The organism is Xanthomonas sp. NCPPB 2933, assembly GCF_056725225.1.
Genome location: NZ_CM161518.1, coordinates 4,099,450 through 4,114,295, shown reverse-complemented (window position 1 = coordinate 4,114,295; position 14,846 = coordinate 4,099,450). Strand labels below are relative to the sequence as shown.

The window sequence follows — 14,846 nt, the reverse complement described above, 5'->3', positions numbered from 1 at the left end:
GGATTGGAGATTGGCAAAAGCGAGATTGCTTTTGCCTTTGCGCATCCCGAATCTCCATTCCCGAATCCCGGCCATTCAATGTCCTCATCTCTTCTCGAACAACTGATCGAGGCCTTCCGGGTGTTGCCGGGTGTGGGCCAGAAATCGGCGCAGCGCATGGCCTACCACGTGCTCGAACGCGAGCGCGAAGGTGGCCGCCGCCTGGCTGCCGCGCTGGCCAATGCGGTGGAAAAGGTCGGGCATTGCGTGCAATGCCGCGACTTCACCGAAGCGGAAATCTGCGCGATCTGTGCCAGCAGCAGCCGCGACCGGCAGCAGCTGTGCGTGGTGGAATCACCGGCCGATCGCCTGGCGATCGAGCACGCCACCGGGTATCGCGGGCTGTACTTCATTCTGCAGGGGCGCTTGTCGCCGCTGGACGGCATCGGCCCGCGCGAGCTGGGGCTTGACCGGCTCGGTGAGCGTCTGGCCGCCGGTGAAGTCACCGAAATGATCATCGCCACCAATGCCACGGTCGAAGGCGAGGCGACCGCACATTACCTGGCGCAACTGGCGCGGCAGCATGCGGTGCGCCCAAGCCGGCTCGCGCAAGGCATGCCGCTTGGCGGCGAGCTGGAATACGTGGATCGCGGCACCTTGTCGCATGCCTTTGGCACTCGCAGTGAGGTGCTTTGAGCGCGGGGGATTGGGGAGTCGGGATTGGGGATTCGCAAAAGCAAAACATCACAAGCGCGCGGTAAGCTCTTCCCAATCCCCAATCCCCAATCCCCAATCCCCAATCCCCACCCATGACCAACACCATCTTCGGCAAGATCATTCGTCGCGAAATCCCGGCCAACATCGTCTACGAAGACGACGAGGTGCTGGGCTTTCAGGACATCGCACCGCAAGCGCCGGTGCATGTGCTTTTCATTCCCAAGCAGCACGCCATTCCTACGCTGGACGATGTACCGCCAGAGCAGGCGTTGCTGGTCGGCAAGCTCGCACTTGCCGCGGCATCGTACGCGCGCGAACAGGGACTGGCGCAGGGTGGCTATCGCATCGTGATGAACTGCCGCGAGCATGCAGGTCAGACGGTGTTCCATATCCATCTGCATCTGCTGGCCGGCGCGCCGCTAGGGCGTTTCGGTACGCCTTGATGCGTTGCTCGATCGAGCAACGCCCGAGCGCATAACGCGCCTGATGCGAGTCCCCCAAATCGTACAAACAAAAACGCCGCTCCCTGCGAGCGGCGTTCTTGTGTGACAACTATTCTAGCTGTCGATTACCACCAACCGCGGCCACCCCAGCCCCAGCCGCCGCCCCAACGCGGGCCCCACGGATCGCCCCATGGGCCATACGGGTAGGCCGGCACCACGTCGACCTCGCGCAAGACGGGCCACAGGTAGACCACGTCGGCATTCACCTTGGGCAGCTTGTAGTCGTACTCGCCGATCTTGGTGGTTTCATAGCCTTCGATCTTGCCGATGAAAGTCACTTCGCGGCCCGGCTCGAACACGGCCGGATCGTAGAAGCCCGAACGGCAGGCCAGGAAGCGGCCATCGCTGGCATCCACGGCGTTGCGGTCCGGGCGCCCGCTGGCATTGAGCGGGCGCGAGATCAGCTCGAAGCAGGTCTGGCCCTGGCTCGGTGTTGTCTGGATGATCTTGCCGCCCCAACGCACGGACGTACCGACCTGGGCGCTCGCAGTGGAATCGCTCGGGCTGACCGTAGGAAACTGGCCCTGCAGCGGCTTGGGCGCAGTCGCGCAGGCTGCGAGCCCGAGCACAGCGACAATGGGAAGAAGAAAGCGGGTACTCATGAGGAAGCTCCGGTTCGCGGGCGATGCTGCAGCAGATCTTTAAGGAGTGAGGCGCTGTCCGAATCAGCGCCAGCGTATCGCGCGGCAGCGAAACGTTGGCTGAGTGGCAACAATGCCGTATTCGGGTGTGAACGGGCGACACGCTGCGCCCAGGCGATGGCCGGTTCGTAGGGTTCGCGTGCGAGGCCAAGCTTGGTATAGCGGCGGCCGAGCCGATGCCAGGCGCGCAGCAGCGGGTCGCGCTCACGCTCGCCGCGCGCCAGCAACCAGCCCATCCAGGCCAGTGCGCTGACGGCGAAGATGCCGAAGATGGCAGCCAACTGCGGGGTATCCAGGCGATCGATGCCGAACGGCTGCAACAAGCGTTGCTGGCGGTCGGCATCGAAGGACAGCACCAGGTCGTTCCAGCCGCGGCGCAGCAGATCGCTGACCTGGGCAAGGCTTTCCCAGGCACCGAGCTGGGCGAAGTTGTTGCCTGCACCGGTTTGTACGCGATCTTCGAGCGTGTCGTAGATGCGTTCCGGCGCCACTGCGGCGGTGGGGTCCACGCGCACCCAGCCACGCCCGGCCAGCCAGACTTCGGTCCAGGCATGCGCATCCATGCGCCGCACCACCCAGTAATTGCCGAAGCCGTTGTAGGTGCCGCCGGCATACCCGGTGACCACCCGCGCCGGAATGCCGGCCGCGCGCATCAGCACCACGAATGAGGAGCTGAAGTGCTCGCAGAAACCGGCTTTCTGTTGAAACAGGAACTCGTCGACGCTATTGCGGCCGAGCAGCGGCGTATCCAGCGTGTAGGCGAATTCGCTGGTGATCCACTGCAGCGCGCGCCGCACCACGGCATCGTCGTTGCTGCCGGCTTCCGCGCGCCATTGCCGTGCCAGCGTCAGCGTGCGTGGATTGAAGCCCGGTGGCAGGGCGAGGGCGCGCTTGCGCAGTTGGTCTGGAAGGTCGGTGTCGAAGCGTGCCGGTGGTGCCGATTGCAGCTCCCAACGCGTCAACGCACTCAGGGGCCGCTGCGCGAACAGTTCGTAGTCGGGCGACAGCTCGGCATTGGCCACCGCTTGCGTGGGCAGGTCCAGCGACACCAGTTGGCGACGGTCGGTGGGCTCATAGTCCAGGCGGTAGCGGTAGGTCTGCGGCCCGGCAGTGACCGAGGCGGGTTGGCCGCGACCGGTCCAGCGCGCGCGCTGCCAGGTGCGGCCGTCGAAGTCCCACATCACCGGCCCACGCCAGTAGCGTTGCTCTGGCGGCGGTGCCTTGCCGGTGAACTGCACGCGCAAGGCCGGGCTGTCGTCGGCCATCAGGTCGATCCATTCGCCCGGCGACATGTTGTCCGACAGGCCGGGACGCGACAGCGCGCGCTCGGGCACGCCCCACAGCGGCGAACTCAGCCGCGGCAGCAACCAGAACGTGGCCAGCGCCAACGGCACGCCGATGGCGACCAGCTTGCCGATGCTGCGCAATTGCAGGCGCAGCGTAGGTGTGCCGGTACGGTGCTCTTCGTCGGCCAGCCGCTGCATGCTGAGTAGCGCGCTGACCACCGCCAGCAGCGCCAGGCCCATCGTCGCCGGCCCCTGGTCAAGCAGGAACGCTGCGAATGGGGCGAACAACGCAAAGCCGAGCAGGCTGCGGGCATCGCGCAAGGTGCGCAGTTCGGAAGCCTTGATCGCCAGCATTGCGGCCAACACCGCGCAGCCGGTGTCGCGCCCGAACCGCATACCGATCTGCCAATACACCGCTGCCAGCATCGCGACCACCAGCAATAGCCGCACCGGTGCCATCAAGGTGCCGCGCCAGCTCAGTACGACGACCAGCACGGCTGCCACGGCAATGGTGCCGGCGAGCAACCCCGGTAGCTGCAACAGCAACGGCGCCAGTGCCAGCCAACTGGTGGCCAGCACCCAGCCGCGGCTGGGCTGGGTGATCGGGAGGGACGGCTCAGTCATGAGGAAGCAGGGCCAGGGCGCGCAGGCACAGATGATGATGCGAGGGCCCTTGTGCAGGACCCAGCGGCGGCTGGCCCGGCAGCAGCAACCGGTAGCGTCGCCCGTCGCGCTCGGCCAGGTTGATCCAGCGGGCAAGCCGCGCAATGCGGCGTTCGTAGGGCAGCGCGTTGAGCGTGCGCCAGTCCAGCGTGACTTCGATGCCCAGGGGTTGCTCGTATTCGCGCACCAGCAAGGTGTCGCGGCGCGCCGAGTGTTTCCAGGAAATCGTTCGCGGCGCATCGCCGGCGCGGTAAGGACGCAATTGATGCAGTTCTTCGCCTTGCGCGTGGAGGCGGGTCTGGTTGGGCGAACCGGCGCCTTCGGGCAATGACGGCCCCGGTTCTTCGGGCTTGGGATAGGCCAGTAACGGCGTTTCCGGCCAAGCCCACGACCAGGCGCGCACCAGCCCCAGCGGCTGGGTGCTGGACAGGCGGATGCGTTCGATGTCCTGCCAGCCGCGGCGTTCGGTGGGCACCAGCAGGTCGACGTCGGCCATGTCGTGCTCGATCAACGAGCAGAAACCGCTGCTTTCCAGATGGTCCAGACGCAATCCGCGACGCACGCGGGTGTCGCGACGCGCCAGTGATACGCGCATGCGCAATGGCTCGCCTGCGATCACCGGCTCGGCCGACACCGCCTCGATGCGCAGCGCCGATAACTGCAGGTGCGCCATGATGCTGCTGGCAATCCCGGCGGTCGCCAGCAACAGGGCCAGCAGCAGGGCGGGATTGTTGTTGTAGTTCAACGCACCCAGCAGCATTGCCAGCAGCAAGGCGGTGACGAACAGCCCGAAACGTGTGGGCAGCACGTAGATGCGCCGCCGATCCAGCACGATCGGCAAGGCCTCCGCGCCCCGCGGACGCGCCAGCAGGCTGAGGCGGCTGCCGATGCCGCGCAAGTGCGCACGCACGTTGGTCAGTCCACCGGCACGCTGTGCAGCAGCGCCTTGGCCAGTGCCGGCCCGGACGACGATTCGGCCTCTGGCACCAGCCGATGCCCGGCCACGGCCACGAACAGCGCCTGCACATCTTCCGGCAGCACGTGCTCACGCCCGAGCAGCAGCGCGTAGGCCTTGGCCGCGCGCAGCAACGCGATACCGGCACGCGGCGACAGACCGACGCGCACCCCGGCATGCTGGCGGCTGCGCAGCAGCAACGCCTGCACATAGCCGATCAGCGCATCGCTGGTATGGATCTGGCTGACCACCGCGCGCAGCGCGACCACGTCGCTATCGCTGAGTTGCGGCACCGCTTGGGCGATCAATTCACGCCGGTCCACGCCCGACAGCAGCGCGCGCTCGGCATCGGCGCTGGGATAGCCCAGGCTGAGGCGCAGCAGGAAACGGTCCAGTTGCGAATCCGGCAGCGGGAAGGTGCCGGACAGATCGACCGGGTTCTGCGTGGCGATCACGAAAAAGGGTTCCGGCAACGCATGGGTGACGCCATCGAGCGTGACCTGCTGTTCGGCCATGGCTTCGAGCAGCGAGCTTTGCGTGCGTGGCGGCGCGCGGTTGATTTCGTCGGCCAGCAGCACGTTGGTGAACACCGGGCCTGGATGGAACTGAAACTGGCGCGAGGCGGCGTCGTACACCGATACGCCCAGCACATCGGCCGGCAGCAAATCGGAGGTGAACTGCACGCGCTGGAAGCCCAGCCCCAGGCTGGAGGCCATCGCGTGGGCGAGGGTGGTCTTGCCCAGGCCGGGCAGATCCTCGATCAGCAAATGCCCGCCGGACAGCAGCGCCACGAATGCCAAACGCACTTCCTGCGCCTTGCCCAGCAATAGCGAATTGACCTGGTCTTGTGCGCGCCGCAGCGATTGGCGCAGCGCATCGGTTAGCATTTCCGTGGAACGCAGCGGTGTCGACATCACAATTCCGTAGGTGAAAAGAAGAGTGCACAGGGCAATGCAAGGGGACCAACGCGCACATCGCACTTTCGTGATCCTGTGGACACTGGCGACAGCCGTCAAGCTGTTGATTGCCGCGCGGCTGCCGCTGTTCGTGGATGAGGCGTTCTATTGGCAGGAAGGCCAGCATCTGGCCGCCGCATATTCGGATCTGCCCGGCATGACGGCCTGGCTGGCGCGGCTGGGTGTGGAAGTCGGCGGACATCATCTGCTGGCCTTGCGTCTGCCATTTCTGGCCATTGCCGCGCTGCTGCCGTGGCTGATTGCGCATATCGCCACGCGTTGGTTCGGCTCCACGCTGGGCTGGCAGGCAGGCAGCCTGACCTTGCTGATGCCGCTATCGGCCACGCTCGGCATTTTGGCGGTGCCGGATGTGCCGATGGCGCTGGCGGCGGTGCTCTGCATGGATGCCGGCGCGCGGCTGCTGCGCGAGGTCGATGCCACCAGTGCGCTCGAGCTCGCCATTGGTTTGGTGATCGGTGCGCTCAGCCATTACCGCTTCATCGGCGTGATCGGGGTGGGCTGCATCGCGTTGCTGTGCATTCCGCAGGGGCGCGCGGTCCTGCGCGACCCACGCGTCTGGATGGCGCTGACGGTGGGCACGGTGAGCTGGCTGCCGCTGCTGTTCTGGAACACCGACCATGACGAAGCCGGGCTGCGCTTCCAGTTGGTCGACCGACATCCATGGCGCTTCCAGATCACCGGGCTGTGGTTCTTGCTGATACAGGCGGTGCTGGTGACCCCGCTGCTGGCCTGGGCGATGGTCAAGGTCGGACTGGCTGGCACGCGTGCCGGCGGCGGCTCGCGGGCGCAATGGCGATATTTCGGCTTGCTGGGCGGCATTTCGACCGTGGCGATCTTCGTGCTCGGCTTCTTCAGTGACGCCGAGCGGATCAGCTTCCATTGGCCGCTGCCGGGCTATTTGGCCTTGCTGGTTGCGGTGCCGGTGATCCTGATGCGTTGGCCGCACGCGTTGCGTCGCGCCGCATGGGTGATCGCCTTGCTCGGCACGTTGGGCGCATACGGCTATTACCTGGCGGTGTCGGTGCCGTCGATTCGCGCGCATGCGGCCGGCGAAAAATACTATCCACGCAATTTCGCGGGATGGAACCATCTGGCGGGCGCGGTTAAGGTCAAACTTGCGCAGATGCCGCCTGGCACGCGGGTGCTGGCGGAAAACTTCAAGGTCGGCGCCGAGCTCGGTTTCCAGTTGCACGATGCCAACGTGGAAGTGCTGCGCGCGGATTTGAACGACAAGCACGGGCGCAGCGCGCAGTTGCTGCAGTGGGGATTGCTCAGTGACGGCACGCGTGCCGGACCGCGGCTGCTGGTGCTCTCGCCCAGCGATCAGCGCTATCGTGACCTGCTGAAGCGTTACCACGCCATCTGCGACATGGTCGGGCCGTTGCCGCCGCCCACCGTGGTGTCTACCGATCATGGCTATCAACGCTTTCTGTTGTTCGCACTGCCCGCACAACGTCAGCCCGGCGCGTGCATCGCTCCGGCGATGGCCTGGATCGATACGCCGCTGCCCGATGTAAGCGTGTCCGGGCAGGTGCAAGTGCGCGGCTGGGCATTCAAGGATGGCGTCGGTTTGTCGGATGTAGAACTGCTGCTCGACGGCCGCCCGGCCGCGCAGGCCGACTACGGCACGCTGCTCGATGTGCGCCCGTATTGGAAGATTTCCACCGACCCGCAGCATCCGCATGTCGGCTTCACCGCCACGCTCGACACTCACGCGGTGCCGCCCGGCACGCATTGGCTGGGGCTGCGCCTGCACGGCCACGATGGCAGCGTCGAGGATTGGTGGGAACAGCCGCTCACTGTCACGAATGATGCTGGGTTTTAACGTTCGAGCGCCGAGTAGAGCAGTCTGTTCGAGTCACAACACTGCTCGAGCGGCCTTCTGCGTGGTCCAACGGCCGGTCATAGTCGACAAGGAAAAAGGAAAAGCAATTGCAGCGCAAATATAAGGATTTACCCGGCGATTCCGGCGACCGCCGTCGGGCAGACAGGGCTTGGAGCAAGCTGCCGGAGGTGCTGCTGGTTGGTGCCAAGTGGTCTTATCTTGCAATCGGTATGTTGGCAATGGTTACGCTGTCGCCCAAGGTGCTCTATGCCGATCCGTGGCGATTCGCGAAAAATCTCCTGGGCCAGCCTTGGCCGCGGAATGTACTTGCGGTGGATAACGGACATCGTGAGGTCCTGCCCAATCTGCTGCGTCTGGCAGAGCTCAGATGGTTTGATGGCAATCAATGGCTGCAGATCTGGGTAGGTATTGCGCTGGCATTGCTGACAGTGTGGATGTTGCTGCGTCTGGTGCGTACCGAGCGTCTGGGTTCTTTGGCGCAGGCTGCCGCTGGGCTGGTTTGTGCGACGAGTATTTTCTGGCTCGGAAACGAGCGGGCATTGGTGCATGCAAACGAGTCGGTGCATGTCTATCTGATCACCGCGTTTCTGGTCGCCGGTTGTTGGTTGCTTGGTCATGGCAGCGGTTGGTGGCGCGCCGTACTGGCGGCACTCTGCGGGTTCGCAGCGACCTTCTGTTTTGGTGCGGGCATAGCCACGTTCGTTGCTTTGCTGGTGATGTTGTTGCTGCGTAGGGCGTCATGGGCCCAATGGTGCATTGTGCTATCGGGCTTTTCTGTATCTCTACTGCTGGTCGTGGGCTTTGGTGATGCGCACACACAGGGCGCACGCATCATCGCTCCACTTTCGCAGTTGGATATTGTGCTGCGTTGGCTATCTGCGCCGTTTATTTATGCCTGCCTTCCACTGGTTGACGTAAACGTTGCAGCAAAATTGCCAGTGGAATCCTTGAGGGCAGTTGCAGTTGCAATTTCCAATGCATACACGGCGTTATTCGGCCCGGTCATGATCTCGGCTTGGCCGCACAGATTGATAGGGGGATTGGGTGTGGGTGGATTGATGGGCATTACCTACTCACTCTGGCGTCGGCGGGCGGAATCGGTTGCAGAGCTGACAGCGATCTCGATTGCCTGGTTTGCGCTCGCCATCGGAGCGGCAATCGCTTTGGCGCGCGCCATCTATTTCCAGTCTTTTCCCGAGCAATTGCTGGCTGGGCGCTATCTGCCTTGGTCGGTCCTGTTCTGGAGCGGTCTGTTGTTGTGGTCGTTCGTTCGGTATGGACATTTTCACCCGCGCCGTGTCGCAGTGGCGGGCTTGGTGCTGGCATGTTGCTTGGTGCCAAGCACGCTATGGATGGCGCTCCTTGCGCAGCGCATGCAGACCGCGGCTAACATGACGGCAACCGCGGCAGCTGCAGGAGTGATTGATGCGGATGCCGTCTACGGAGAGACCGTTCTCACGGAAGTTGCCGATGCACTGCCTTTACTGAGGGCAGAAGGTACGTCCATCTTTGCATGGCCGGAAACACGTTATCTGGATGGAACGCAGGTCGCTGCCGATCCAGTTGCGATCGCAGATGTTGCTGCAACGCCGGTCCGTAATCTTCTGAATGATGCGTCAGCGATTCGATTTGATTTCAAGGCAGAGACGTCGGCGTCGCGTCTGGTCCTGATGTGCGACAAAACCCCTCTGGGAGTGGCGACGCGCGTGGGACGCGGGCCGCAGTGGGTTGGTTGGTCGGCACGAACTGTTGCTCCATCCTGTCTTCGGGCTCTTCAGGTGAGAGGCAGTGCCTGGTTTTAGGTTTGCCTTCGCGCCTTGCATGTCTCGCGGTTGAGTCAGTTTTTAGCTCGCTGCATGGCAAATGAGGTCTTGTCGCCTCCTCGGCGATCGTTGCCGGTCACTTTCAAGGCAAGTGAAATCCCGCCTGACGCAACAACCTTGCCAGCGCGATTAGCGGCAGGCCGACCAGTGCGGTGGGGTCTTCCGAGCGGATGGCCTCGAACAGGCTGATGCCCAAGCCTTCGCACTTGAAGCTGCCGGCGCAATCCAACGCTGGCTCGGCGGCGAGGTAGCGCTCGATCTCGGCAGGCGTCAGCGGACGTAGCTGTACTTCGGTGAGATCCCGCGCATGCAAGCTGCGCTCCGGGCCGACCACGCTCACGGCGGTGTGGAAGCGCACCACGCGGCCGGACATTGCAGTCAGCTGCGCGCGCGCCTGGTCCAGCGTTCCCGGCTTGCCCAGGGCCTGGCCGTCCAGGTCGGCCACCTGATCCGAGCCGATCACCCAGGCATCCGGGGCGTGCGCCGCTACCGCTGCTGCTTTCTCGGCGGCAAGACGGCTGGCCAGAGCGCCGGGGGATTCTCCGGGTTGCGCCTGCTCGTCCACCTCCGGGCGGGCGGTGCTGAAATCCAGTTGCAGGCGGCCGAGCAGCTCACGCCGGTAGACGGAAGTTGAGGCAAGGATCAGGCGTAGCATCATGGCGTGCTATGAGGGGACGGGCAGGGGAGTCTGCCAGCCGCCGCGCCGCATGGCATGTGTGAATGGGCGCATTTGACACGGAACCTGCGGGTCTTTAACATTCTGCGGCTTATGTCCGCGAACGTACCCGAAATGCTGGATGCTTGGCGGATGGTCGCAGCGCGCAGGCGCTTCGATGGCCGCATCCCGCTCTCTGCGATGACCCGTCTGCAAGGAAGCCTTGTCGATACCGAGGGCGAATGTGTCTATTCGCTTGAATTCGACCAGGACAATCTGTTGAAGGTCGCTTATGTCGAACTCAGTATCGATGTCGAGCTGCCGCTGGCGTGCCAGCGCACCCTGCAACGGTTTCTGTATCCGGTACAAATCAGACAGCGTCTTGGTTTGATCCGTGACGAGGCCGACGAAGCTGCATTGCCGGCCGAATACGAAGCGCTGCTGGTGCCTGAAGATGGCATGCTGCGGGCGGTGGATCTGGTCGAGGACGAGCTGGTGTTGTCGGTACCGGTGGTGCCAATGGCGCCGGGAAGCGAAGCCGTCGAGGCCGAGTGGGTTCCGACCCAGGAAGAGCAAGACAAGGCCAGTCCGTTCGCGGCGCTGGCAGCGTTGAAGAAACAGTAACCGCCGCTGTTAAGGGCGGAAAGACAGGTCGACGCGGGCGTAGAGCGTCCTGTTCGACTCGACAGACAAGTTATCGAACTTAAGTTGGAGCAATCCCATGGCTGTGCAGAAATCCCGAGTCACCCCGTCCCGTCGCGGCCAGCGTCGTTCGCACGATGCCCTGACCGCCAAGCAGCTGTCGACCGATCCGACCAGCGGCGAGATCCATCTGCGCCACCACATCACCGCTGACGGTTACTACCGCGGCAAGAAGGTGATCGCGACCAAGTCGTCGGCCGTCCAAGAAGATTGATCCGTGGCGCCCGCCGCACTCAGCGGCCGGGCGACCCTCGATTCTTCCGGAGCCGCCGGTCACCGCGGCTCTTGCACTAGGAAACAGCATGAGCAAGCGGATCTATTCCAGAATCGCGGGCACGGGTAGCTATTTGCCCGAAAAGGTGTTGACCAACGACGATATGTCCAAGATCGTCGACACCAGCGATGAATGGATCTTCTCGCGCACTGGTATCCGTGAGCGTCATATCGTTGCCGACGACCAGACCACCAGCGATCTGGCCTATTTCGCCTCGCTGAAGGCGATGGAAGCGGCCGGCGTCAGCGCCGACGAGATCGACCTGATCGTGGTCGGCACCACCACTCCCGACCTGATCTTCCCGTCCACTGCCTGCCTGTTGCAGGCGCGGCTGGGTAATGTCGGTTGCGGTGCATTCGACGTCAACGCGGCCTGTTCGGGTTTCGTCTATGCGCTCAGCGTCGGCGACAAGTTCATCCGCAGTGGCGACGCCAAGACTGTGCTGGTGGTCGGTGCAGAAACGCTTACCCGTATTGTCGACTGGACTGATCGCACCACCTGCGTGCTGTTCGGCGATGGTGCTGGCGCGGTGGTGCTCAAGGCCGACGAAGAAACTGGCATCCTCAGCACCCATCTGCACGCCGATGGCAGCAAGAAAGAGCTGTTGTGGGATCCGGTCGGCGTGTCGGTCGGTTTCGGCGAAGGCAAGAACGGCGGCGGCGTGTTGCTGATGAAGGGCAGCGAGGTCTTCAAGTACGCGGTCAAGGCACTGGACTCGGTGGTCGACGAGACGCTGGCAGCTAATGGCCTGGGCAAGGGCGATTTGGATTGGCTGATCCCGCATCAGGCCAATATGCGCATCATCGAAGCCACCGCCAAGCGCTTGGAGCTGCCGATGGACCAAGTGGTGGTCACCGTGGATCGCCACGGCAATACCTCCTCGGCCTCGGTGCCGTTGGCGCTGGACGAAGCGGTTCGCTCCGGCCGCGTGCAGCGTGGTCAACTGCTGCTGCTGGAAGCGTTCGGTGGTGGATTTACCTGGGGCTCGGCGCTGCTGCGCTACTGAGTCCCTCAGGCATCGCCACGTCCGCAGGCGATGCCTGACAGCGTCAGGGACGGATCCGTTATGGCAGAACCCATCGTCATCGCCGGACAGCGCGTCTGGCTGAAGCAGTACCGTCGCGACAACCGGGCGGTCTCGCTCGGAGCACTCAATTTTGTCGCCCGCCGCTGGGGCCTGGACGCCTTGCGTCCACCGCCGCACCGTGGCGGTGATGCCGCACGCGATTTGGAAGCGCGCCGGCTCGACGAGCTGCAGGCGCAAGCGGTCAATGTGCCGCGTGTGGTCGGTTGCGGGCAGGCGGCCCTAGTGCTCAGCGACAACGGCCGCTCCTTTGCCAGCTGCCTGCGCGAGGCCGATGCGCCCGAACGCGACCGCCTGATTGCGCTGGCGGTGGCCGCCATTGCCGACGCCCATCGCGATGGTGCGTATTTCGGCCAACCGCTTCCGCGCAACATGACCTTCGACGGGCAGGCGGTCGGCTTCATCGATTTCGAAGAGGATCCGCTGGAGGTGATGGACCTGGCGCAGGCCCAGGCGCGCGACTGGCTGGTGTTTGGCTACGGCGTGGCCAAGTACTACCGCGGCCGCCGCGAGGTGCTGCAGCGGTTGATGACGGGCGCCTTCGATGCGGCCGGCCCGGCCGTGGCCGCGCATGCGCATGTGGTGACCGGACGATTGCAGCGGTTTGCGCAGCTCATCGGTCGCCTGGGGCGCTCTGCCGGGGCACTGGCGCGCGCCATCCAGGCCATCCACGCGGCGACTTCCCTGGCCGTGGTGCTGGTGCTGGTGATGTGCGTGGACTGGCTCGCCGATGGCGAAATGGACCTGCTCAACGCCTTGCTGTAAGTGTGCCGGCGGTCGCGCTGGCCGGGTCTTGCATACGCGGCAGTACAGACGCCAGGGCGATTTCGCACGTATTATCCCGGCTCGATTTTTGTAGGCAGCAACGCGTGACCGAATCCACTCTCGCCTTCGTGTTCCCCGGCCAGGGCTCGCAGTCCTTAGGGATGCTGGCCGAACTGTCCGAGCTGCATCCGCAGATTCGCGAAACCTTCGCCGAAGCCTCCGAAGGCGCTGGCGTCGACCTGTGGGCGCTGTCGCAGGGCGGCCCGGAAGAGATGCTCAACCGCACCGAATACACCCAGCCGGCCTTGCTGGCCGCGGGCGTGGCGGTGTGGCGGTTGTGGAACGCGCAGCGCGGGCAACGCCCCGCGGTGCTGGCTGGCCACAGCCTGGGTGAGTACACCGCATTGGTCGCGGCCGGTGCCTTGTCGCTGCACGACGGTGCGCACCTGGTACGGCTGCGCGGCCAGTTCATGCAGGCCGCCGCGCCGGCCGGTGTCGGCGCGATGGCGGCGGTGCTGGGTGCCGAGGATGCGCTGGTGCTGGAGGTCTGTGCCGAAGCGGCGGGCAGCCAGGTGGTGGTGCCGGCCAACTTCAATTCGCCGGGTCAGATCGTCATCGGTGGCGATGCGGCCGCAGTGGATCGCGCGCTGGCCTTGCTGGCCGAGCGCGGCGTACGCAAGGCGGTCAAGCTGGCGGTGAGCGTGCCTTCGCACACCCCGTTGATGCGCGATGCAGCCAACCAGCTCAGCGAGGCGATGGCCGGCCTGAGCTGGCACACCCCGCAGATTCCGGTGGTGCAGAACGTGGATGCACGCGTGCACGACGGCAGCGAGGCGATTCGCAGGGCCCTGGCTGAGCAGCTGTATCTGCCGGTGCAGTGGACCGGCTGCGTGCAAGCGTTGGCTGCGCCGGGCATCACCCGGATCGCCGAATGCGGCCCGGGCAAGGTGCTGAGCGGGCTGATCAAGCGCATCGACAAGAGCCTGGATGTGCGTCCTCTGGCCACGCCTGCCGATTACGCTGGCGCGCTTGAGGCGTGGACGCACTGATCCTCCGACGCATGCGCCGGTGTCATGCCGGCCTCCCTCAGCGTTTGCAATCACGGTTGCGACGTCCCCCTTCGAGGAAAAGAATTCATGAGCAAGCCACTGCAGGGTGAGATTGCCCTGGTCACCGGCGCCAGTCGCGGGATCGGCGCGGCCATTGCCGACACGCTGGCCGCCCAGGGCGCCACCGTCATCGGCACTGCCACTTCGGCGTCCGGCGCTGCGGCGATCGGCGCGCGTCTGGCTGCCCACGGCGGTCACGGCCGCGAACTCAATGTCACCGACGCAACTGCGGTCGATGGCCTGATCGATGCGATCGGCAAGGAATTCGGGGCGATCTCGATTCTGGTCAACAATGCCGGGATCACCCGCGATAACCTATTGATGCGGATGAAGGAAGACGACTGGCAGGCGATCATCGATACCAATCTGACCAGCGTGTTCCGCACCTCCAAGGCGGTGATGCGCGGCATGATGAAGGCGCGCAAGGGCCGCATCGTCAACATCGCCTCGGTGGTGGGCGTGACCGGCAATCCCGGGCAGACCAACTACGCCGCGGCCAAGGCCGGCATCATTGCGTTCTCCAAGTCGCTGGCCAAGGAAATCGGCTCGCGCGGGGTCACCGTGAATGTGGTGGCGCCCGGCTTCATCGATACCGACATGACCAAGGCGCTGCCGGACGAGGCCAAGACCGCCTTGCTGCAGCAGATCGCGCTTGGCCACCTTGGACAGCCAGAGGACATCGCCAATGCGGTGGCATTCCTGGCCGGCCCGAGTGCCCGTTACATCACCGGTGAGACCCTGCACGTTAACGGCGGCATGTACATGCCGTGAGCGTGCGGCGCCGGGAGGCGCTAAGTGGCTGATCGGCCGGGAGTTGTGATGCAATGCAACGCTCGGTCGCTTCCACTACACTATCCAACGCGGCCA

15 protein-coding genes are annotated in these 14,846 nt (G+C 64.5%); 10 read left to right on the top strand and 5 right to left on the bottom strand.

The annotated features are described in order from the left end of the window. The first annotated feature begins 78 nt into the window (after positions 1 to 78). Positions 79 to 675, top strand: a complete 597-nt coding sequence (gene recR / locus AC1PLU_RS16995) for a recombination mediator RecR (RefSeq protein WP_481106837.1) — start codon at positions 79 to 81, stop codon at positions 673 to 675. A 113-nt stretch (positions 676 to 788) separates the two neighbouring features. Beyond that, positions 789 to 1,139, top strand: coding sequence for a histidine triad nucleotide-binding protein (locus AC1PLU_RS16990; RefSeq protein ID WP_481106836.1), 351 nt, complete (start codon positions 789 to 791; stop codon positions 1,137 to 1,139). Positions 1,140 to 1,264: 125 nt separating this feature from the next. Here the strand turns inward: AC1PLU_RS16990 and AC1PLU_RS16985 are convergent, their stop codons facing one another. From AC1PLU_RS16985 to AC1PLU_RS16970, 4 genes are read right to left on the bottom strand one after another with little or no spacing between them, the layout of a single operon-like run. Next, positions 1,265 to 1,801, bottom strand: a complete 537-nt coding sequence (locus AC1PLU_RS16985) for a Slp family lipoprotein (RefSeq protein WP_006448424.1) — start codon at positions 1,799 to 1,801, stop codon at positions 1,265 to 1,267. Then, positions 1,798 to 3,750: a transglutaminase TgpA family protein gene (locus AC1PLU_RS16980; RefSeq protein WP_481106835.1), complete on the bottom strand. Its 1,953-nt coding sequence runs from the start codon at positions 3,748 to 3,750 to the stop codon at positions 1,798 to 1,800. Before AC1PLU_RS16980 ends, AC1PLU_RS16985 begins: the two co-directional genes overlap by 4 nt. After that, positions 3,743 to 4,699 carry a DUF58 domain-containing protein gene (locus AC1PLU_RS16975; protein ID WP_481106834.1) on the bottom strand — a complete coding sequence of 319 codons (957 nt, stop codon included), beginning with the start codon at positions 4,697 to 4,699 and terminating at the stop codon, positions 3,743 to 3,745. The genes AC1PLU_RS16980 and AC1PLU_RS16975 overlap by 8 nt, the downstream gene beginning before the upstream one ends. A gap of 5 nt (positions 4,700 to 4,704) precedes the next feature. Continuing rightward, entirely contained in the window at positions 4,705 to 5,658 is a 954-nt protein-coding gene (locus tag AC1PLU_RS16970) for an AAA family ATPase (protein WP_023902896.1), read from the bottom strand. A gap of 37 nt (positions 5,659 to 5,695) precedes the next feature. Between AC1PLU_RS16970 and AC1PLU_RS16965 the strand changes: the two genes are divergently transcribed. Beyond that, positions 5,696 to 7,546 carry a glycosyltransferase family 39 protein gene (locus AC1PLU_RS16965; protein WP_481106833.1) on the top strand — a complete coding sequence of 617 codons (1,851 nt, stop codon included), beginning with the start codon at positions 5,696 to 5,698 and terminating at the stop codon, positions 7,544 to 7,546. A gap of 107 nt (positions 7,547 to 7,653) precedes the next feature. Continuing rightward, the gene (locus AC1PLU_RS16960) at positions 7,654 to 9,369 is read left to right on the top strand and encodes a hypothetical protein (RefSeq protein ID WP_481106832.1); all 1,716 of its coding nucleotides are present in this window, start codon (positions 7,654 to 7,656) and stop codon (positions 9,367 to 9,369) included. Positions 9,370 to 9,472: 103 nt separating this feature from the next. Here the strand turns inward: AC1PLU_RS16960 and AC1PLU_RS16955 are convergent, their stop codons facing one another. Then, positions 9,473 to 10,048 carry a Maf family protein gene (locus AC1PLU_RS16955; protein WP_481106831.1) on the bottom strand — a complete coding sequence of 192 codons (576 nt, stop codon included), beginning with the start codon at positions 10,046 to 10,048 and terminating at the stop codon, positions 9,473 to 9,475. Between the two features lie 111 nt (positions 10,049 to 10,159). Between AC1PLU_RS16955 and AC1PLU_RS16950 the strand changes: the two genes are divergently transcribed. The 6 genes from AC1PLU_RS16950 to fabG all read left to right on the top strand — a co-directional run bounded on the left by AC1PLU_RS16950 (position 10,160) and on the right by fabG (position 14,750). Beyond that, positions 10,160 to 10,669, top strand: coding sequence for a YceD family protein (locus AC1PLU_RS16950; RefSeq protein ID WP_043907086.1), 510 nt, complete (start codon positions 10,160 to 10,162; stop codon positions 10,667 to 10,669). Positions 10,670 to 10,766: 97 nt separating this feature from the next. Next, positions 10,767 to 10,961: a 50S ribosomal protein L32 gene (gene rpmF, locus AC1PLU_RS16945; protein WP_003483870.1), complete on the top strand. Its 195-nt coding sequence runs from the start codon at positions 10,767 to 10,769 to the stop codon at positions 10,959 to 10,961. Between the two features lie 88 nt (positions 10,962 to 11,049). After that, positions 11,050 to 12,027 carry a beta-ketoacyl-ACP synthase III gene (locus AC1PLU_RS16940; RefSeq protein WP_229009616.1) on the top strand — a complete coding sequence of 326 codons (978 nt, stop codon included), beginning with the start codon at positions 11,050 to 11,052 and terminating at the stop codon, positions 12,025 to 12,027. A gap of 60 nt (positions 12,028 to 12,087) precedes the next feature. Continuing rightward, positions 12,088 to 12,870 carry a BUD32 family EKC/KEOPS complex subunit gene (locus AC1PLU_RS16935; protein WP_481093705.1) on the top strand — a complete coding sequence of 261 codons (783 nt, stop codon included), beginning with the start codon at positions 12,088 to 12,090 and terminating at the stop codon, positions 12,868 to 12,870. A 104-nt stretch (positions 12,871 to 12,974) separates the two neighbouring features. Beyond that, positions 12,975 to 13,919, top strand: a complete 945-nt coding sequence (gene fabD / locus AC1PLU_RS16930) for an ACP S-malonyltransferase (protein WP_481106830.1) — start codon at positions 12,975 to 12,977, stop codon at positions 13,917 to 13,919. 87 nt (positions 13,920 to 14,006) lie between these two features. Beyond that, positions 14,007 to 14,750 carry a 3-oxoacyl-ACP reductase FabG gene (fabG, locus tag AC1PLU_RS16925; RefSeq protein ID WP_115039952.1) on the top strand — a complete coding sequence of 248 codons (744 nt, stop codon included), beginning with the start codon at positions 14,007 to 14,009 and terminating at the stop codon, positions 14,748 to 14,750. Positions 14,751 to 14,846: the final 96 nt, after the last annotated feature.

Bases quoted from the DNA above. Each gene is read 5' to 3' on its own strand.
- recR (WP_481106837.1), top strand. From the start codon at position 79: ATGTCCTCATCTCTTCTCGAACAACTGATCGAGGCCTTCCGGGTGTTG.
- AC1PLU_RS16990 (WP_481106836.1), top strand. From the start codon at position 789: ATGACCAACACCATCTTCGGCAAGATCATTCGTCGCGAAATCCCGGCC.
- AC1PLU_RS16985 (WP_006448424.1), bottom strand. From the start codon at position 1,801: ATGAGTACCCGCTTTCTTCTTCCCATTGTCGCTGTGCTCGGGCTCGCA.
- AC1PLU_RS16980 (WP_481106835.1), bottom strand. From the start codon at position 3,750: ATGACTGAGCCGTCCCTCCCGATCACCCAGCCCAGCCGCGGCTGGGTG.
- AC1PLU_RS16970 (WP_023902896.1), bottom strand. From the start codon at position 5,658: ATGTCGACACCGCTGCGTTCCACGGAAATGCTAACCGATGCGCTGCGC.
- AC1PLU_RS16965 (WP_481106833.1), top strand. From the start codon at position 5,696: ATGCAAGGGGACCAACGCGCACATCGCACTTTCGTGATCCTGTGGACA.
- AC1PLU_RS16955 (WP_481106831.1), bottom strand. From the start codon at position 10,048: ATGATGCTACGCCTGATCCTTGCCTCAACTTCCGTCTACCGGCGTGAG.
- AC1PLU_RS16950 (WP_043907086.1), top strand. From the start codon at position 10,160: ATGTCCGCGAACGTACCCGAAATGCTGGATGCTTGGCGGATGGTCGCA.
- rpmF (WP_003483870.1), top strand. From the start codon at position 10,767: ATGGCTGTGCAGAAATCCCGAGTCACCCCGTCCCGTCGCGGCCAGCGT.
- AC1PLU_RS16940 (WP_229009616.1), top strand. From the start codon at position 11,050: ATGAGCAAGCGGATCTATTCCAGAATCGCGGGCACGGGTAGCTATTTG.
- AC1PLU_RS16935 (WP_481093705.1), top strand. From the start codon at position 12,088: ATGGCAGAACCCATCGTCATCGCCGGACAGCGCGTCTGGCTGAAGCAG.
- fabG (WP_115039952.1), top strand. From the start codon at position 14,007: ATGAGCAAGCCACTGCAGGGTGAGATTGCCCTGGTCACCGGCGCCAGT.